This window comes from Rahnella inusitata (genome assembly GCF_003263515.1).
Lineage (GTDB): Bacteria > Pseudomonadota > Gammaproteobacteria > Enterobacterales > Enterobacteriaceae > Rahnella > Rahnella inusitata.
This window is the reverse complement of sequence record NZ_JYDE01000048.1, coordinates 1-20,118: the sequence shown is the minus strand read 5'-3', so window position 1 is coordinate 20,118 and position 20,118 is coordinate 1. Positions and strand designations below refer to the sequence as shown.

Genomic DNA, 20,118 nt, shown 5'->3' with positions numbered 1-20,118 from the left:
GCGAATTCGCGGGTTTTTGCTTTAGAGCGTTGAGACATTACTAGCCGGTATTGCGCATACCTGCCGCCACGCCAGCAATCGTCACCATCAGTGCCTGTTCGATATTGGCATCCTGCTTGCCGTCTTTTTCCAGTTCGCGTGAACGGTGCAGCAGTTCAGCCTGCAGAACGTTCAGCGGATCGGTATAGACGTTACGCAGTGCGATGGATTCAGCAATCCATGGCAAATCTTCCATCAGATGATCATCGTTGGAAATCGCCAGAATGACTTTGATATCGCTGGCCAGCTGATCGCGCAGCTGCTGGCCGAGCGGCCACAGTTCTTTTTCCACCAGACGGTGATCGTAGTATTCCGCCAGCCACAGATCGGCTTTGGCAAACACCATTTCCAGCATCCCGATGCGGGTGGAGAAGAACGGCCAGTCGCGGCACATGGTTTCCAGCTCGTCACGTTTTCCGTCATCCACCACGGCTTGCAAACCGGCACCAGCGCCCAGCCAGGCAGGCAGCATCAGACGGTTTTGCGTCCAGGCGAAGATCCACGGAATAGCACGAAGGCTTTCGACGCCACCGCTGGCTTTACGTTTTGCAGGGCGTGAACCCAGTGGAAGCTTAGCCAGTTCCTGCTCCGGCGTTGCGGCGCGGAAGTAAGGCACGAAGTCTTTGTTCTCGCGGATGTAACCACGGTACATCTTGCAGGACACGTCAGACAGCTGTTCCATGATGTCCACCCAGGCTTTCTTCGGCTCAGGCGGTGGCAACAGATTGGCTTCCAGAATGGCGGAGGTGTACAGCGCCAGACTGCTGATAGTGACTTCCGGCAGGCCAAACTTGAAGCGGATCATCTCGCCCTGCTCGGTTACGCGCAGTCCACCTTTCAGGCTGCCCGGAGGCTGAGACAGTAACGCCGCCTGTGCCGGGGCACCGCCACGGCCAATGGAACCGCCGCGTCCGTGGAACAGTGTCAGAGCAATGCCCGCTTTCTCGCAGGTTTTGATCAGGGCATCCTGCGCGCGGTATTGCGCCCATGACGCCGCCATCACGCCCGCGTCTTTCGCGGAGTCGGAATAGCCAATCATCACCATCTGTTTGCCCTGAATGAAACCGCGATACCAGTCGATGCTCAGCAACTGCTTCATCACGTCGTCGGCGTTGTTCAGATCGTCCAGCGTTTCGAACAGCGGCGCGACCGGCATCGGGAACGGGCAACCCGCCTCTTTCAGCAACAGATGCACAGCCAGCACGTCAGACGGGGTACGTGCCATGGAAATCACATAGGCGGCAATAGACCCTTCCGGCGCTTCAGCGATAACCTGACAGGTATCCAGCACTTCTTTGGTATCAGCGCTCGGTTCCCAATGACGCGGGACCAGTGGACGCTGAGAATTCAGTTCGCGGATCAGGAACGCCTGCTTGTCAGATTCTGACCAGCTTTCATAATCGCCCAGACCCAGATAACGGGTAATTTCTGCGATGGCGTCGGTGTGACGGGTACTTTCCTGACGCACATCGATACGCACTAACGGTACGCCGAAGCAGCGCACGCGGCGCAGGGTATCAAGCAACTGACCGTTGGCGATGATGCCCATGTTGCAGGCCTGCAAGGACTGATAGCAGGCGTACAGCGGTGCCCACAGTTGGTCATTTTTCACCAGTAAATCATGTGGACGCGTGACGCGTTCGCCTTTCAGGCGCGCTTCCAGATAGACCTGCGTGGAGGTCAACTGACTGCGCAACTGTTTCATGATTTCACGGTACGGCTCGATAATGTCAGAACCGCCCGCCAGCTCGCGCAGCTCAGGCGTACATTCGGTCATCGACAGTTCGGATACCAGCACTGCGATATCGCGCAGGAACAGGTCGGTCGCTTTCCAGCGGCTCAGCAACAGGACGTGGCGGGTAATATCGGCGGTCACATTCGGGTTACCATCGCGGTCACCGCCCATCCAGGAGGTGAAACGAACCGGTACCGCTTCCACCGGCATTTTGTAATCCAGCGAGGTTTCCAGCTGCTCGTTGAGTTCGCGCAGGAAAGCAGGAACGCCTTCCCACAGGCTGTTTTCAACGACCGCAAAACCCCATTTGGCTTCATCAACCGGAGAAGGGCGGTTTTTGCGGATTTCATCGGTATGCCATGACTGCGCGATCAACTGGCGCAGGCGGCGCATAATCTGTTTGCGTTCGTAATCGGCCAGATCGTTGTGGTCGAGCTGCTTGAGGCAGTTATTGACTTCGACCAGTTTGTGGATAAGCGTTCTGCGGGCGATTTCGGTCGGGTGCGCGGTCAGGACCAGTTCAATGGAAAGCTGTTCAACGGCGTCACGTAATTGCTGATCAGAGAGATTTTTGGATTTCAGACGTTCGAACAACAACGCCAGCGCTTCGGGATTGCTGGCCGCCTCGCCGTGCGGCGAAATGCTGTGATATTGCTCAGCCACGTTGGCTAAATTCAGGAACTGGCTGAATGCGCGGGCAACCGGCAGCAGTTCATCATTCGACAGATTTTGCAGCGTTGACAGTAATTCCTGACGATCCGCTTCGTTTCCGGCGCGGGAGGATTTCGACAGTTTACGAATTTGCTCAACACGATCGAGGATATGTTCTCCCAACGTATCTTTGATCGTATCGCCCAGCAGTTTACCTAACGTACTGACATTACTTCGCATTGCGGAATATTGTTCGTTCATATCACCTCTGACCCGTTCTCTCGTTTAATTTTTATATTCTGTAAATAACTTTCACCCGTCAGGCATTCTTGCCCCGTTCACCCTGCCAACCTGGCCACACTTTTCAAAAGCAGCCCCTGTTTTAACCCAAAAAGCCCCGATCACTCACGTGAAAAATGGTCTTTTTAGCAATGTCGCTGAAATTTAATTACAACCGCGACGATATCAGTTTGGCTAATCCACTTTTGCGAACTCGTTTTGTACAGTAGCAAAGGGCGCCCCGGAGCGCCCTGATTGTTTCTTCATCAACCCTGATTCAGGATCAGTGATAACAGAAGTGATGCACAACCTGAGATATCAGCTCACGTGTCGGTTTAATGAACGCGGTATCAATATATTCATCTGGCTGATGCGCCTGATCGATAGAACCGGGGCCAAGCACCAGCGTCGGACACAGCTCCTGAATAAATGGCGCTTCGGTGCAGTAGTTAACGATTTCCGTTTCCACACCCAGCAACTTCTCAACCACCTGCACCAGCTGATGATCCGGCGGACATTCATAGCCAGGGATCGGCGGATGCAGTTCTTCAATCACGATGCGTCCGGGCCAGCGCTGACTCACCGGCTCCAGCGCTTCGTTCAGCAGGCCGTTGATTTCGGACAGTGTCAGACCCGGCAGCGGGCGGATATCCATATGCAGTTCACAACAGGCGCAGATGCGGTTTGGCGCATCGCCGCCGTTGATATGACCAAAGTTCATGGTCGGATAGGGGATCACGAAACCACTGTGGTTGTATCGGGTTTTCAACGTATTGCGCAGGGTCATTAAATGGGTAATCGACTCGTGCATCAGCTCAATGGCATTCACGCCGCGCGAAGGATCGCTTGAGTGGCCGGACTGACCGGTGATGCGGATGGCGTTCGATAAATGACCTTTATGCGCACGAACCGGCTTCAGCGAGGTCGGTTCGCCGATGATCGCGCAATCAGGGCGGATTTTGGCATTTTTAGAAAAATAGCTGGCACCGGCCATGGTGGTTTCTTCATCGGCGGTCGCCAAAATATACAGCGGTTTAGTCAGTTTAGTCAGATCCACGTCGCGCAGTGAATCGAGGATAAAGGCGAAGAAACCTTTCATATCGGCAGTACCCAAACCATAGAGCTTATTTTCGTGCTCGGTGAGGGTGAAAGGATCGCGCGTCCAGCGGCCATCGTCGAACGGAACGGTGTCCGTATGACCGGCCAGCAGCAAGCCGCCTGCACCTTCACCGGTGCTGGCTAACATATTGAATTTGTTTCGGGTTCCCGGCACGGGCTGCACTTCTACTTTAAAGCCCAAATCTCCAAACCAGCCTGCCAGTAAGTTGATTAGCGTTTCATTGCTCTGATCCAACGCGCTGTCTGTGGCGCTGATGGAAGGGGTTGCGATTAACGCCCGATAGAGCTCAATAAAAGGAGGTAATTTCATCTTCACTGTTGACAGCCTTTAGTTAGGGTAGTATTCATATTCATGCAATAATTGTGAATAAAAATACAATAAGCCAGCGCGTAAGGAAACCGGAAAAAATTCCGGTAAGGTAAAACGACACGGCTGAATCTCGCGGGTGAGCGGCGTACAACGCAGTGACCACCTGTTACCTGTTGAAGTCCCTGTATCGCAAAGCCATACAGATAAGTTGAGAAGGTGAACAGACCCTATGTTGAATACGCTGATTGTTGGTGCCACAGGTTATGCCGGAGCTGAACTCGCTGCTTACCTTAATCGCCACCCACATATGAACATAACCGGTTTAACGGTTTCAGCGCAAAGTGCAGATGCAGGAAAGTTGCTTTCTGATTTGCATCCTCAATTAAAAGGTATTGTCGATCTGCCTGTTTTGCCGCTGACGGACGTTGCCGAAGCCGCAAAAGGCGTCGATGTCGTGTTTCTGGCGACCGCGCATGAAGTCAGCCACGATTTAGCTCCGCAGTTTCTGGCGGCGGGCTGCGTGGTGTTTGACCTGTCCGGTGCCTTTCGCGTCAGCAAACCTGAGTTTTATACCGAATTCTACGGTTTTGAGCATCAGCACCTCGATCTGCTGGATAAAGCCGTGTACGGCCTCGCCGAATGGCAGGCGGGCAAACTGAAAGATGCCGAGCTTATCGCCGTGCCGGGTTGCTACCCGACCGCGTCACAGCTGGCGCTCAAACCGCTCATCGAAAACGGATTGCTCAATGACAGCCAGTGGCCGGTGATCAACGCCACCAGCGGCGTCAGCGGCGCAGGGCGTAAAGCCACGCTGGGCAACAGTTTCTGCGAAGTCAGCCTGCAACCTTACAAACTGTTCAGCCATCGTCATGAGCCTGAAATCGCTGAGCACCTCGGCGTGCCGGTGATTTTCACGCCGCATCTGGGCAACTTCCCGCGCGGAATTCTGGCAACCATCACCTGTCGTTTGAAAGCGGGCGTGACGGAGCAGGACGTGGCGGAAGCTTTCCACAATGCGTATCACGATAAACCGCTGGTGCGCTTATACACCCAAGGCGTACCGGCGCTGAAAGACGTGGTCGGGCTGCCGTTCTGCGATATCGGTTTTGCCGTGAAAGGCGAACATCTGATTGTGGTGGCGACGGAAGATAACGTGCTGAAAGGCGCGTCGGCGCAGGCGGTGCAGTGTATGAACATTCGCTTTGGCTTCCCGGAAACGCAATCACTGCTTTAACAATCAGTCAGATTGTCAGCAAAAAAAACAACCGTCCCTGAGCGTTTATTCAGATGCGCAGGGATGTTAGATTAAATTAAACATATTGTTATTCATTAACATAAACAATTGGTCGAGGCGCAAACAGCTATGAATCCGTTAGTCATCAAATTGGGTGGAGTGTTGCTGGATAATGAAGAAGCACTTGAGCGCCTGTTCATGGCGGTCGTCGCTTATCGTCAGGAATATCAGCGCCCGCTGGTGATCGTCCACGGTGGCGGCTGCCTGGTTGATGAGCTGATGAAAAAGCTGAATCTGCCCGTCGTTAAGAAAGCCGGCCTGCGCGTCACGCCTGCCGACCAGATTGACATTATTACCGGCGCACTGGCCGGAAGCGCCAACAAAACTCTGCTGGCGTGGGCCGTGAAAAATCACATCAACGCGGTCGGCCTTTCACTGGCAGACGGTGGCTCGGTCAGCGTAACGCAACTGAGCGAAGAACTGGGCAACGTCGGCAAAGCCGAAGCGGGTAACCCGGCGCTGATCAACACCCTGACCGGCGCAGGCTACCTGCCAATCGTCAGCTCTATCGGGATCACCGCAGCCGGTGACTTGATGAACGTCAACGCCGATCAGGCTGCGACAGCTCTGGCCGCCACGCTGGGTGCCGATCTGATTCTGCTTTCCGACGTCAGCGGCATTCTTGATGGCAAAGGTCAGCGCATTCCGGAAATGAGTGCGGAAAGGGCCGAACAGCTGATCGACCAGGGCATTATTACCGACGGTATGATCGTCAAAGTTCACGCCGCACTGGACGCTGCGCGCACTCTCGGACGTCCGGTGGATATCGCCAGCTGGCGTCACGCCGAGCAATTACCGGCACTGTTTAACGGCGTCGCTATCGGTACACGTATTCTGGCGTAACACCTTTCGGCAGACACTTTTTTCAGGGCGCAGCATAGTGCGCCCTTTTGTATAAAAATTTCAGGAGCGGGAAAATGGCACTTTGGGGCGGACGTTTTACTCAGGCGGCGGATCAGCGGTTTAAAGAACTCAATGACTCACTGCGTTTCGATTACCGGCTGGCAGAGCAAGATATCGTCGGTTCCGTGGCGTGGTCGAAAGCGCTGGTCACCGTCAACGTACTGACGGCTGACGAGCAGATTGAGCTCGAAGGCGCGCTGAACGTGCTGCTGGAAGAAGTCCGTGCGAATCCCCGCGCTATTTTAGCCAGCGATGCAGAAGATATTCACAGCTGGGTAGAAGGCAAACTGATCGACAAAGTCGGTAACCTCGGCAAAAAACTGCACACTGGCCGCAGCCGTAACGATCAGGTCGCCACTGACCTCAAACTGTGGTGCAAGGCGCAAGTGATTGAACTTGGCGATGCATTGCATCATCTGCAACAGGCACTGGTCGCGACTGCACAAGCCAATCAGGATGCGGTTATGCCGGGTTACACCCACCTGCAACGTGCCCAGCCGGTGACCTTCGCGCACTGGTGTATGGCATATGTGGAAATGCTGGCGCGTGACGAAAGCCGTCTGAAAGATACCCTGACCCGTCTGGACGTCAGCCCGCTGGGTTGTGGCGCACTGGCCGGTACCGCCTATCCGATGGATCGTGAACAGCTGGCCGGCTGGTTAGGTTTCGCGTCTGCAACCCGCAACAGTCTCGACAGCGTTTCCGACCGCGACCACGTGCTGGAGTTGCTGTCCAACGCCGCCATCAGCATGGTTCACCTTTCCCGTTTCGCCGAAGACCTGATCTTCTTCAACACCGGCGAAGCGGCGTTTATCGACCTGTCTGACCGTGTGACTTCCGGCTCTTCCCTGATGCCACAGAAGAAAAACCCGGACGCGCTGGAGCTTATCCGTGGCAAATGTGGCCGCGTGCAGGGCGCACTGACCGGCATGATGATGACCATGAAAGGCTTGCCGCTGGCCTACAACAAGGACATGCAGGAAGACAAAGAAGGGCTGTTCGACGCGCTCGACACCTGGATGGATTGCCTGAATATGGCGGCGCTGGTGCTCGATGGCATTCAGGTGAAACGTCCGCGTGCGAAAGAAGCCGCGCAGCAGGGCTATGCTAACTCCACCGAACTGGCGGATTATCTGGTCGCCAAAGGCGTCCCGTTCCGTGAAGCGCACCATATTGTGGGTGAAGCGGTAGTGGAAGCGATCAATCAGGGTAAAGCGCTGGAAGCGTTGTCTTTGCAAGATTTGCAGAAATTCAGCAGCGTGATTGGCGACGATGTGTACCCGATTCTCGAGCTGCAATCCTGCCTCGACAAACGCGCAGCCAAAGGCGGCGTGTCTCCTCAGCAGGTTGCACAGGCGATTGCCGATGCGAAAACCCGTTTAGGGCTGTAAGTCTTTGCGTTTCTCCCCCTGCAAAGGGGGGGATCCCTCTTCAAAATTCACTCTTTTTCCATGCCCCCGGCCTTTGCGTCATCATCGTCCTGCCATACAAAATGTATCGACCGCAAAGTGTCGCAGCAGAAGGTCATAAAAACACGTGGGATCTCAGAACAGGGATGGATGAAGCAAAAAAAAGGCGGACCCAAGGTCCGCCGAAAGTTCACGTAGTCTAACTTTGCTTTTTTGTTGGTAATACAGGGACTCTTGTCTTATTTCTTACTGTGGGTATTCACTGACACTTATTGTGCAACTTCGCACACTTCCTGAGTTTCTGAATGCAGGTAAACATCCAGATCGTCGCTTCCGCCGATGTGGCGTCCACCGATGAAGACCTGCGGCACGGTCGCACGGCCTGTAACGGCACGCAGGCTGACGGTGGTCGCGTCTTTACCTAATACAATTTCTTCGTACTGGATACCGCGTTCCTGCAGCATCTGTTTGGCTTTAGCACAGAACGGACAGCCCGGTTTAGTGAACACGGAAACGGACTCCTGCACTTTATATTCTGGTGCCAGGTACTTCAGCATGGTGTCTGCATCAGACACTTCAAACGGGTCGCCCGGCTTGTTTGGCTCGACGAACATTTTCTCGACCACGCCGTTACGCACCAGCATGGAATAGCGCCATGAACGCGGACCGAAGCCTAAATCGGCTTTTTCCACCAGCATGTCCATCCCTTTGGTGAACTCGCCGTTACCGTCCGGAATGAAGGTGATGTTGGCGGCGCTTTGTTCTGCTTTCCACGCGTTCATCACGAAGGTGTCATTCACGGAGACGCACAGAATGCTGTCTACGCCATGGCTTTTGAACACCGGAGCCAGCTCGTTGTAACGCGGCAGGTGGCTCGAAGAACAGGTTGGGGTAAATGCCCCCGGCAGTGAAAAGACGATCACTGTTTTATTTTTGAACAGCTCATCCGTCGTGAGGTCAACCCATTGGTCGCCCTGACGGGTGTGAAAAGTAACGTGTGGTACGTGTTTCCCTTCCTGGCTTGCAAACATGAATAACCTCTTAATTAATCTATAAATTGAACAATGTTTTCGGCGGCGCCGTTTCGATGGGGGGCATTATTAACGATTGTGGTTGATAGATATAATCGTTGGTTGCTATCTTATCTATCGTTAACGGCTATCGCATTGCCTATGAGGGACTGGGGGAAAAATGAACATTCGTGATTTAGAGTATCTGGTAGCACTGGCAGAGTTTCGTCACTTCCGCCGCGCCGCAGATTCATGCCACGTCAGCCAGCCAACGCTGAGCGGGCAAATCCGTAAGCTGGAAGATGAGCTTGGCGTCATGCTGCTCGAAAGAACCAGCCGCAAAGTACTGTTCACACAAGCCGGTCTGCTGCTGGTGGATCAGGCGCGCACGGTGTTGCGTGAAGTAAAAGTGCTCAAAGAGATGGCAAGCCAGCAGGGCGAAGCGATGTCCGGGCCGATGCATATCGGTCTGATCCCAACCGTCGGGCCTTACCTGTTGCCGCAAATTATTCCAACACTGCACAAAACTTTTCCGAAACTGGAAATGTATCTGCACGAAGCGCAAACCCATCAGTTGCTGGCGCAGCTCGACAGCGGAAAGCTCGATTGTGCCATTCTGGCGCTGGTGAAGGAGAGCGAAGCGTTTATTGAAGTGCCGCTGTTTGACGAGCCGATGAAGCTGGCAATCTATGACGATCATCCGTGGGCATCGCGCGATCGTGTGGCGATGGCCGATCTGGCCGGTGAGAAACTGCTGATGCTGGAAGATGGCCACTGTCTGCGCGATCAGGCGCTCGGTTTTTGCTTCCAGGCGGGTGCGGATGAAGATACCCACTTCCGCGCCACCAGTCTTGAAACGCTGCGCAACATGGTCGCGGCAGGAAGCGGGATTACGTTACTGCCATCACTGGCCGTGCCGCGTGAGCGCAGCCGTGATGGTGTGACTTATCTTACCTGTGACAAACCGGAGCCCCGGCGCACGATCGCACTGGTTTATCGCCCTGGTTCGCCACTGCGCGGGCGTTACGAACAGCTTGCCGAAGCTATCAAAGAACATATGCAGGCTTACTGGGATAACGCCGCTGCCTTAAAAAAGGCGGTTTAATCCGTTTAGCGCAGCCACGCGATAGGCTTCGGCCATGGTCGGATAGTTGAAGGTGGTATTGACGAAATACTCGATAGTATTACCTTCACCTTTCTGTTCCATGATCGCCTGCCCGATATGAATGATTTCGGCGGCACGCTCACCGAAACAGTGAATGCCCAGAATTTCCTTGGTTTCACGATGGAACAGTAATTTCAGACTGCCCACGTTCATGCCGGCGATTTGTGCGCGAGCCAGATGCTTAAACTGCGCGCGGCCAACTTCGTATGGGACTTTCATCGACGTCAGTTCCTGCTCGGTTTTACCCACCGAACTTATCTCCGGAATGGTGTAAATCCCGGTCGGAATGTTTTCGATCAAATGGACTTTGGCTTCGCCCTGGATCATCGCCTGTGCGGCAATGCGTCCCTGATCATAAGCCGCTGACGCCAGACTTGGGTAACCAATCACATCACCGACAGCATAAATGTGCGACAGTGCGGTCTGATACATGCTGTTTACTTTCAGCAAGCCACGGCTGTCTGCTTCCAGCCCGATATTTTCCAGACCCAGTTTGTCCGTGTTACCGGTGCGACCGTTCGCGTAAAGCAGCGCATCGGCTTTCACTTTCTTACCGGATTTCAGGTGCATAATCACACCATCTTCCACACCTTCAATCTTCTCGAACTCTTCGTTATGGCGGATAACCACGCCGTTATTCCAGAAGTGGTACGAAAGCGCGTCTGACATTTCCTGATCAAGGAAAGACAGCAGGCGGTCGCGGGTGTTGATTAAATCCACTTTGACGTTCAGACCACGGAAGATCGACGCATATTCGCAACCGATCACGCCCGCACCGTAAATAATCACGTGGCGCGGTTCATGGCTGAGTTCAAGGATTAAATCGCTGTCATAAATGCGCGGGTGACCAAAATCGACGTTGGCCGGGCGGTATGGGCGTGAGCCACAGGCGATGACGATGTTATCCGCGGTGATCTGCTCATGCGTGCCGTCGGCGTAGCGGATGCTGATGGTATTAGCATCGACAAAACTGGCGTCGCCGGAAAACAGCTGGCACTGGTTTCTTTCGTAGAAACCCTGACGCATGCGGGTTTGCTGATTAATGACCGAATCCGCATGACGCAGGATATCGGGAAAGCTGGAACTCATGGTGCGCGAGTTATCGCTGTAGAGCGGATTCTGGTTAAATTCGATGATTCGGCTGACGGCGTGACGCAGTGCTTTGGAAGGGATGGTGCCCCAATGTGTACAACCGCCACCGACGTTGTTATAGCGTTCGATGACAGCAACTCTGGCGCCTTGTTTAACCAGTCCCATCGCGGCGCCTTCTCCGCCAGGGCCTGAGCCAATGATGATGGCATCAAAATGTGAGTGCTGTTGCATTGTTCGAAACCTATTTTTATACAAAATCACAACGAGAAAGTAACATATTACACCTATTTACCCCACATGCAGTTGTCATTTAATGGGAATGTTGCAACATTCAGACCCACTTTATGCTGCTGTTTCTATGACTCGGACCGATAAAAATTTTGGTATAGTGACACCATGTCGGGCTAACAACTAAAAAGAAGAACACTATCCGGATGAAGGTTATGGGAGTCAGAGCACAACAAAAAGAGCGTACGCGTCGCACGCTGATTGAGGCGGCTTTCAGCCAACTCAGTGCTGAGCGCAGCTTCGCCAGTCTGAGTTTGCGTGAGGTCTCGCGCGAAGCAGGCATTGCGCCGACGTCCTTTTACCGGCACTTCCGTGATGTGGATGAACTCGGTCTGACGATGGTGGATGAAAGTGGTCTGATGCTGCGCCAGCTGATGCGTCAGGCGCGTCAGCGTATTGCCAAAGGCGGCAGCGTAATCCGCACCTCGGTCTCGACGTTTATGGAGTTCATCGGCAATAACCCTAACGCATTCCGGCTGTTGCTGCGTGAACGTTCCGGGACCTCTTCAGCGTTTCGTGCCGCCGTCGCCCGTGAAATTCAGCATTTTATTGCGGAACTTGCCGACTATCTGCAACTCGAAAACCATATGCCGCGCAGTTTTACGGAGGCGCAGGCGGAAGCCATGGTAATTATCGTGTTTAACGCCGGTGCGGAAGCGCTGGATGTTGACCTCGCGCAGCGCCGTCAGCTCGAAGAGCGTCTGGTACTGCAATTGCGGATGATTTCTAAAGGTGCGTATTACTGGTATCGCCGTCAGCAGGAACGCACGGCGGTGACCCCCATTAATAAGACCCGAGGTAAAGAAGATGACCGAACAAGCGAACCAGGATAATGGCACTCTGGTTTTGTCTTTAATTGCCGGGCTGTCGATCAGCGGCACATTTGATGCGTTATTCAGCTCTGTCGTCGCGTTTTCGATATTCCCGATTATTACTCTGGTGTTAGCGGTGTATTGTCTGCACGTTCGCTACCACAAAGGTGAAATGCCGAAAGGCTTACCGGGGATGGCGGCGGCCTGTTTCCTGCTGGGCCTGCTGTTGTACAGCACGATTGTCCGCGCTGAGTATCCTGAATTAGGCTCGAATTTCTTACCGTCGCTTATCTGTGTGGCGCTGGTATTGTGGATTGGTGTAAAACTGAAAAAGCGCAAATCGTCCACGTAACGCGTTTTCTCTTTCACCTTCCTGAAGGCAATCTGCGGATTGCCTTTTTTATGCGCCCTCGCTCGACTTATTCTCTCCGCTAAGCATTTCCCTCCCTCTTAATGAACTGTCATTTCATTAATATCAAACCCATGTTCATAATTTAGATGTAGATCGCCCACTTCTTTATTTCTTTGCCATAAAGTGCATCCGGGTGGCAAAAACCAAAAGGTTTTCATGTCGGCTCCTCGCTAATTTGAATCATGGCCGGACGACGCATTTTCGTTCGCATTCAGCCTACGCCTAAAGGTGATTAACAGGGGCAACACGGCAATGAAAACACGTAAGATCGGATTCTTCACTTATATCGCTTATGGTTCCGGGGATTTCCTCGGTGCAGGCACGACCGCGCTGACTGCGGCCTGGTTATTGTATTTCTACACGACGTTCTGCGGGCTTTCGCCCATTCAGGCAACGTTCATTTTCGCGACCGCACGCGTCGCCGATGCGGTTCTCAGCCCGCTGATGGGGTATCTCACCGATAACTTCGGCAATACCTGGCTCGGCAAACGCTTTGGCCGCCGTAAATTCTTTATTCTGCTCGGTATTCCCTGCGTCTTCAGCTACAGCTTTATGTGGGTGGGCGAAATGGGGTACGTCTATTATCTGCTGACGTATCTGCTGTTCGATATCGTCTACACCATGATTTTGGTGCCGTATGAAACGCTGGTCCCGGAAATGACCGATGATTTCAAACAGAAAACCAAATTCTCTGGTGCGCGCATCGCGCTGGCACAGCTGTCAGCGATTCTGGCGGCGTTCCTGCCCGGCATTCTGTTACAGCATTTCGGCAAAGATAACGCCATCTCCTTCTTCTATTCGAGTCTGGTCTTCGCGGTGATTTGTTCACTGGTGCTGACGCTGGTGTATTTCTTTACATGGGAACGTCCTGAAGAGCTGAAATCGGAAGCGACTAAGAAAATTGAACGTGAGCGGCAGCAGCTGACGCTGTCACAGAGCCTGAAGCGTCTGAAAGTCGAATTGTCTTCAACGCTGCGCATCAAGATTTTTCGTCAGCATCTCGGTTTGTATCTGGGCGGCTACATTGCACAGGACGTTTTTAACGCCGTGTTCACTTATTACGTGGTGTTCGTGCTGATGCAAAGCGCCGCCGTCGCTTCAAACCTGATGGGCATGATGGCAATTCTGCAATTTGTTGCGGTCATCGGAATGATCCCGTTGTGTATCCGTTTTGGACCGGCGCCGTCTTACCGGCTGGCGGTGACACTCTTCGGGCTGGCGGCGATTTCCTATGGTGGCCTGTATTACGCCGGGATGAATGACTCAATGTCACTGTTGTTGCTGATTTCTGCGCTGGCCGGTCTGGGACGCGGGGGGATCAACTACGTGCCGTGGAATATCTACACCTATATCGCTGACGTGGATGAAACCATCACCGGCCAGCGCCGCGAAGGGATTTTCGCTGGCGTGATGACCCTGACCCGCAAAGCCTCGCAGGCCGGTGCAGTGATGCTGGTGGGGATTATCCTGCAACTCGCCGGGTTTGTTTCCGGCCAGAGCCAGCAGGTGCCTGCGGTCGGTCATACCATTCTGGGTGTTTTGGTGTTCGGTTCACTGCTGATGCTTAGCATGGGCTTTATCATCTCGCTGTTCTTCCGCCTCAATCAGAGAACACATGGCGTGCTGACCCGTGAAACGCACAAGATGCGCGAAGCAAATCGCATCGTGCCGGAGCAGATCACGCCGGAAGATCGCGCCACTGTCGAAATGCTGACAGGGATGAAATACGAATCTCTGTGGGGCAATAACAATATCGGTTATCTGCATCGCAATAACCCGCCACCTGAAAAGCTGACCCGAGAAAATACCGCCGAAGTGCCGGTCCAGGGACGTTTGTAATCCATTCACAGGAGAACGTTATGAAAGTATTTGAAGTTAAACACAGTGCCTTGCTGCGTCAGCCGGAGCATTTCATCTCACGCAACGAACTGAAAGCGCTGATTCACAATGTGACCGACAATCTGGTGAATATCGAAGATAAAACCGGTGAGTTCCTGTTGCGGCTGGACGATGGCCGCGTGATTGACACCAAAGGCTGGGCGGGCTGGGAATGGACGCACGGCATCGGACTCTACGGCATCTATCAGTATTATCAGCAGACCGGCGATGAAAAGATGCGTGCAGTGATCGACGACTGGTTTACCGCACGCCTGACGGAAGGCACGCCAACCAAAAACGTCAATACGATGAGCCCGTTCCTGACGCTGGCGTATCGCTACGAGGAAACGGGGAATGAAGAGTGGCGCCCTTATCTTGAGCGCTGGGCTGAATGGGTGATGTTCGAAATGCCGCGCACGGATAAAGGCGCGATGCAGCACATTGTTTATAACAATGAAAACCATCAGCAGATGTGGGACGACACGCTGATGATGAGCGTTCTGCCGCTGGCGAAAATTGGTAAACTGCTGGGTCGTCCTGAATTTATCGAAGAAGCGACGTATCAGTTTCTGATCCACGTGCAATATCTGATGGATCGCCAGACCGGTCTGTGGTTCCACGGCTGGACGTTCGACGGGCATCATAACTTTGCGCAGGCACGCTGGGCGCGTGGCAACAGCTGGCTGACCATCGCCATTCCTGAATTCCTCGAACTGGTGGATTTGCCGGAAAATAACGCGACCCGCCGCTATTTATTGCAGGTGCTGGAAAGCCAGGTCAGCGCGCTGGCGAAATGTCAGGACGACAGTGGTTTATGGCACACGCTGCTCGACGACCCGCACTCTTATCTTGAAAGCTCGGCCACGGCTGGCTTTGCGTACGGTATTCTGAAAGCGGTGCGTAAGCGTTATATCGACGCGTCTTATGCGCCGGTGGCGGAGAAAGCCATTCAGGGCGTGATTAAACATATCAATCCGGCGGGGGAACTGACGCAAACGTCGTTCGGTACAGCGATGGGATCAGACCTTGAGTTTTACCGCCAGATTGCGCTGACGTCGATGCCTTACGGGCAGGCGATGGCGATTCTGTGTCTGTCAGAATATCTGCGCGTGTACTTGTAATTATCTTGCGGCAGTAAAAAAACGGGCACGCTGAGGTGCCCGCTTTTTCTTTTAGTTTTCGCCGATCAGATCTTTTCCAGCAGAACGCCGGATTCCATATGGTGGGTGTACGGGAACTGATCGAACAACGCGAGGCGCGTGACGCGGTGTGTCTGGCTCAGCGTTTCCAGATTCGCACAAAGCGTTTCCGGGTTACAGGAGATATACAAAATACGGTCATAGCCCTGCACCATCTTCACGGTTTCATCATCCAGCCCGCTGCGCGGTGGATCGACAAATATCGTATTGCATTCATATCCGCTTAAATCCACATCCTGCAGACGACGGAATTCACGTACGCCGTTCAGTGCCTGAGTGAAGTCTTCAGCAGCCATGCGGATGATTTGCACATTGTCGATATGGTTTGCCGCAATGTTGAACTGCGCTGCCGCTACTGACGGTTTGGCAATTTCTGTCGCCAGCACCCGGCGGAAATTGCGCGCCAGTGCCAGAGAGAAATTGCCGTTGCCGCAGTAAAGTTCCAGCAAATCGCCGGTCGAGTTTTGCGTGGCGTCCAGTGCCCACTCCAGCATCTGAATATTCATCTCGGCGTTTGGCTGAGTGAAGCTATTTTCTACCTGACGGTAAATCATATCGCGGCCTGCGACCGGCAGGACTTCATCAATATAATCCTGATCGAGCATGATTTTGGTTTTGGCGGCGCGGCCAATCAGCTGGATATCAAACCCGTCGGCGCGAAGCTGGTCGCGTAGTAGCGTGGCGGCCTGCTGCCATTCTTCATCAAGCTTACGGTGGTACAGCAAAGAGGCGATGATTTTACCGCTGCGTGTCGAAAGATAGTCGATCTGGAAGATCTTACGGCGCAGAGCCGGATCTTGCTTCACGGCGGCGATCAGCACTGGCATTAGACGGTTAATCAGCTCGCTGCCGGCCGGGAACTGGTCCACACGCACGCGGGCTTTGGTCTGCTGATCAAACATAATATGGTACAGGTCGCCTTCGTCGTGCCAGACGCGGAATTCGGCACGCATACGATAATGGCTGACCGGAGAACGGAAAACGTCAGGCTGCGGCGCATTAAAAGGCGACATCATCGCCGTGAGACGTGCGGTCTTTTCCGCCAGCTGGTCGTCGTACTGTTCAATGGGCAGGTTTTCAGGCGTCATCGGTTATCTCGTCTAACTGGGGGTAAATGGACAAACTTTTGGGGGATTCTAGGGAATCACACTGCAAAGTCCAGCTTTCCCCGTCGTCCTTAACCTTATAACCGCGTTAGCTGCATTCGTTTACCCGAATCACTGACCAGAGTCAGCTCATCGGGATTCTCTCCTTTATTGCCTTGTTCTACCGCCAATAACGTTGGGCAAACAGGGGGAGTCATTACGGATGTCTGGATTTCCAAATGGGTTGATCGTACGATTGCCGTTCGGCCTCATGACTGAGTTAAAAGGGAATCCGGTGTGAATCCGGAACTGGCGCGCAGCGGTATGGGGAAATCACGGCGATCGCATTCTTTATAATGCAGACACTGTTTCTTCTTTCTATATAGATAAGAAAGAGGGAATGGGAAGTCATCGCCCGGTGTGGGTTATCTTAATTACTTCTCTTGTAATGAATAAGCCTGCAAATCCTAAGTCCGAAGACCTGCCGATGTTACGTCGCATTAATCATCGTCGTCGCGAAATACCGTCGGTGATCCTCTGCGGCATCCGCCAATTAAGTTTGGATGCTCGATTCATGACAATTAAAAAGCACGTGCTGTTGACGGCATTATCCGTCACGGCTTTTTCAGGGTGGGCGCAAGACAGTACTTCCACAGACAACAGCAGCGATAATCTGGTCGTCACGGCTAACCGTTTTCCACAGCCGGTGTCTTCCGTACTGGCACCGACCGATGTGGTGACGCGTGATGATATCGACAGATGGCAGTCAAAATCTGTCGCCGATGTATTACGTCGTTTACCGGGTGTCGATATTGCCCAGAATGGCGGACTGGGGCAGCAGACGTCTTTATTCGTTCGCGGCACCAATTCCAGCCACACGTTAGTCTTAATCGACGGTGTGCGTCTTAATCAGGCCGGTATTTCCGGCGCCGCGGATATCAGCCAGATCCCGCTTTCACTGGTTCAGCGTATTGAATTCATTCGTGGGCCGCGCTCTGCGGTTTATGGCTCTGATGCGATCGGGGGTGTTGTTAACATTATCACCACGCGTGATAAAGATGGCACGACGCTTGGCGCAGGCGTGGGCTCTCACGGTTACCAGAACTATAATGGCTCCACACAGCAGAAGCTGGGTGAAAACACTACGCTGACGGCGGCCGGGGATTACACCTATACCCGTGGCATCGACGTTGTCGCAGATGGCAATACCGGTGGCGTACCTCAGCCTGACCGCGACGGTTTCATGAGCAAGACGCTGTATCTGGCGCTGCAACATCAGTTTAATCAGGAAATCAGCGGCTTTGCCCGTGCGTACGGCTACGACAACCGTACCGCTTATGACGCCTACTCTTCGCCGGACAGTGCGCTTATCGATACCCGCCAGCTCTACAGCCGCACGTACGACACCGGTTTGCGTTACGAGAACGGTATCTACGCTACGCAGCTCATCGGCAGCTACAGCCACGTTAAAGACTACAACTACGATCCGAAATACGGTCCTTACGATGCGTCGGCGTCGCTGGATGACTCCGATCAGTACAACGTGCAATGGGGCAACACATTCCAGATCTGGAAAGGTGAAGTCAGCGCCGGTCTTGACTGGCAGAAGCTGACCACTGAGCCGGGCACTAGCGCTCTGGATGATGGCTATAACCAGCATAACACCGGCGTTTATCTGACGACTCAGCAGAAAATCAGCGATGTGACGCTTGAAGGCGCAGTGCGCAGTGACGATAACTCCCAGTTTGGCCAGCACACTACCTGGCAGAGCAGCGCGGCGTGGGAATTCATCGATGGATATCGTCTGATTGGTTCTTACGGTACGGCCTATAAATCCCCGAACCTGGGGCAGCTTTATAGCGGTTTTGGCGGCAATCCAGATCTTAAGCCTGAAGAGAGCAAGCAGTGGGAAGGGGGACTGGAAGGTCTGACCGGTCCGCTGGACTGGCGTTTATCGGTGTATCGTAACGACATCGACCAGATGATCGCTTATGACAATTCAAACTTCGGTTATTACAACATCGGCAAGGCGACCATCAAAGGCGTTGAATGGACCGGCTCATTCGATACCGGCCCGTTGCAGCACCAGATTACGCTTGAATATCTCGACCCACGTAATGCCGAGACCAACGAAATTTTGGCGCGTCGGGCCAAACAGCAGGTGAAATACCAAATTGACTGGAATGTGGCTGACATTGACTGGTCCATCAATTACCAATATCTGGGGCAGCGTTACGACACCGACTACGGGTCGTATCCTTATCAGACGGTTAAGCTTGGCGGCGTAAGCTTATGGGATCTTGCTGCATCATATCCCGTAACCTCACATCTGACGGTTCGTGGTAGAATTGCCAACTTGTTTGATAAAGATTACGAGACGGCTTATGGCTATGCCACACCAGGACGTGAGTTCTACCTTACTGGAAGCTATACCTTCTGATACAACCCAGGTTCCTGGCCGCCCGACGGTGCTGGTTTTCGATTCCGGCGTCGGCGGGCTGTCAGTTTATCAAGAGGTCCGGCAGATGTTGCCGGACCTGCACTATATCTATGCCTTCGATAATGTCGCTTTTCCTTACGGCGAGAAATCTGAAGAGTTCATCGTCGAACGTGTGGTCGAGATTGTCACCGCCGTCGCGAAACGCCATCCCCTCTTTATTATCGTCATTGCCTGTAACACTGCTAGCACCGTCTCACTTCCTGCATTGCGCGCTAAATTCAGCTGCCCGGTTGTTGGCGTTGTACCTGCGATCAAACCTGCTGCGAAACTAACGCGTAACGGCGTTGTGGGATTACTGGCAACGCGCGCAACAGTTCAGCGTCCTTATACGCATGATCTGGTGGCGCGGTTTGCGACGGATTGTCAGATTCTGATGCTGGGCTCAGCGGAACTGGTCGAGCTGGCGGAAGCGAAGCTGCATGGTGAAGAGGTCTCACTGGCGGCACTGAAGAAAATCCTCCATCCGTGGCTACGTTTGCGTGAACCGCCGGACACCGTCGTATTAGGCTGCACGCATTTTCCGTTGCTTTCCGAAGAGCTCGCGCAGGTTTTACCCGACGGCACACGTATGATCGACTCCGGTTCTGCGATTGCCCGCCGTGCACATTGGTTAATTGAGACGTCGCATGTGCCTATTCCACAGAAAAAAGCAGACGTGCAAATAGAGAGTGTCGCCTACTGCATGGCGATGACCGCCGAGGCGCAAAGTTTACTGCCTGTTTTACAGTCATATGGCTTCAGAAGTATCCAGGAATTGCCGCTTTAAACGGCATTTGGTGAAAGAATCAGCGGTCAGTAAATTATTTGTATTTTAGGGGTTGCGGCCTTCTGAGAACTCCCTATAATGCGCCTCCACTGACCGGGAACAACGACTGAGAAGTCGCTCGGACAGGAAGAAAAAAAGATGAAAGTTCAAATGAATAATCTCTTGACTCTTC

General features: G+C 53.4%; 15 protein-coding genes and 1 riboswitch. Of the genes, 10 read left to right on the top strand and 5 right to left on the bottom strand.

The window, feature by feature from the left end:
* Positions 1-40: 40 nt before the first annotated feature.
* Entirely contained in the window at positions 41-2,686 is a 2,646-nt protein-coding gene (gene ppc, locus TU92_RS22025) for a phosphoenolpyruvate carboxylase (RefSeq protein ID WP_112169523.1), read from the bottom strand.
* A 301-nt stretch (positions 2,687-2,987) separates the two neighbouring features.
* Positions 2,988-4,139 (bottom strand): acetylornithine deacetylase, encoded by a 1,152-nt coding sequence (gene argE, locus TU92_RS22020; protein ID WP_112169521.1) that lies wholly within the window; start codon positions 4,137-4,139, stop codon positions 2,988-2,990.
* A gap of 223 nt (positions 4,140-4,362) precedes the next feature.
* Here argE and argC point away from each other — a divergent pair, with 223 nt between their 5' ends.
* The 3 genes from argC to argH all read left to right on the top strand — a co-directional run bounded on the left by argC (position 4,363) and on the right by argH (position 7,721).
* A complete protein-coding gene (gene argC, locus TU92_RS22015; RefSeq protein ID WP_112169519.1) occupies positions 4,363-5,367 on the top strand; it encodes an N-acetyl-gamma-glutamyl-phosphate reductase in 1,005 nt (334 codons plus the stop codon).
* 129 nt (positions 5,368-5,496) lie between these two features.
* The gene (argB, locus tag TU92_RS22010) at positions 5,497-6,270 is read left to right on the top strand and encodes an acetylglutamate kinase (protein WP_112169517.1); all 774 of its coding nucleotides are present in this window, start codon (positions 5,497-5,499) and stop codon (positions 6,268-6,270) included.
* 74 nt (positions 6,271-6,344) lie between these two features.
* Positions 6,345-7,721, top strand: a complete 1,377-nt coding sequence (gene argH, locus TU92_RS22005; protein WP_112169515.1) for an argininosuccinate lyase — start codon at positions 6,345-6,347, stop codon at positions 7,719-7,721.
* Positions 7,722-8,008: 287 nt separating this feature from the next.
* Here argH and TU92_RS22000 read toward each other — a convergent pair whose 3' ends face one another.
* Positions 8,009-8,770 carry a glutathione peroxidase gene (locus TU92_RS22000; protein ID WP_112169513.1) on the bottom strand — a complete coding sequence of 254 codons (762 nt, stop codon included), beginning with the start codon at positions 8,768-8,770 and terminating at the stop codon, positions 8,009-8,011.
* 160 nt (positions 8,771-8,930) lie between these two features.
* Between TU92_RS22000 and oxyR the strand changes: the two genes are divergently transcribed.
* On the top strand, positions 8,931-9,854 hold the full coding sequence (gene oxyR, locus TU92_RS21995) for a DNA-binding transcriptional regulator OxyR (protein WP_112169511.1): 924 nt from the start codon (positions 8,931-8,933) through the stop codon (positions 9,852-9,854).
* Here the strand turns inward: oxyR and sthA are convergent.
* Positions 9,837-11,237, bottom strand: a complete 1,401-nt coding sequence (sthA, locus tag TU92_RS21990; protein WP_056774645.1) for a Si-specific NAD(P)(+) transhydrogenase — start codon at positions 11,235-11,237, stop codon at positions 9,837-9,839. The two genes, oxyR and sthA, sit on opposite strands and share 18 nt — an antisense overlap.
* 212 nt (positions 11,238-11,449) lie before the next feature.
* On the opposite strand from sthA, the gene fabR reads away from it, so the two are divergent.
* From fabR to bglB, 4 genes are all read left to right on the top strand, one after another.
* A complete protein-coding gene (fabR, locus tag TU92_RS21985) occupies positions 11,450-12,127 on the top strand; it encodes an HTH-type transcriptional repressor FabR (protein WP_167457529.1) in 678 nt (225 codons plus the stop codon).
* Entirely contained in the window at positions 12,102-12,458 is a 357-nt protein-coding gene (locus TU92_RS21980; protein ID WP_112169507.1) for a YijD family membrane protein, read from the top strand. The genes fabR and TU92_RS21980 overlap by 26 nt, the downstream gene beginning before the upstream one ends.
* A 312-nt stretch (positions 12,459-12,770) precedes the next feature.
* Positions 12,771-14,357: an MFS transporter gene (locus TU92_RS21975; RefSeq protein ID WP_112169505.1), complete on the top strand. Its 1,587-nt coding sequence runs from the start codon at positions 12,771-12,773 to the stop codon at positions 14,355-14,357.
* Positions 14,358-14,377: 20 nt separating this feature from the next.
* Positions 14,378-15,517 carry a beta-galactosidase BglB gene (bglB, locus tag TU92_RS21970; protein ID WP_112169503.1) on the top strand — a complete coding sequence of 380 codons (1,140 nt, stop codon included), beginning with the start codon at positions 14,378-14,380 and terminating at the stop codon, positions 15,515-15,517.
* Positions 15,518-15,582: 65 nt separating this feature from the next.
* On the opposite strand, the gene trmA is transcribed toward bglB, so the two are convergent.
* Entirely contained in the window at positions 15,583-16,683 is a 1,101-nt protein-coding gene (gene trmA, locus TU92_RS21965; RefSeq protein ID WP_112169501.1) for a tRNA (uridine(54)-C5)-methyltransferase TrmA, read from the bottom strand.
* A 248-nt stretch (positions 16,684-16,931) separates the two neighbouring features.
* A riboswitch (cobalamin riboswitch) is annotated at positions 16,932-17,183 on the top strand.
* A 71-nt stretch (positions 17,184-17,254) separates the two neighbouring features.
* On the opposite strand from trmA, the gene btuB reads away from it, so the two are divergent.
* Both btuB and murI read left to right on the top strand, forming a co-directional pair.
* Entirely contained in the window at positions 17,255-19,120 is a 1,866-nt protein-coding gene (gene btuB / locus TU92_RS21960) for a TonB-dependent vitamin B12 receptor BtuB (RefSeq protein ID WP_112169499.1), read from the top strand.
* Positions 19,065-19,946, top strand: a complete 882-nt coding sequence (gene murI, locus TU92_RS21955; RefSeq protein ID WP_112169497.1) for a glutamate racemase — start codon at positions 19,065-19,067, stop codon at positions 19,944-19,946. Before btuB ends, murI begins: the two co-directional genes overlap by 56 nt.
* Positions 19,947-20,118: the final 172 nt, after the last annotated feature.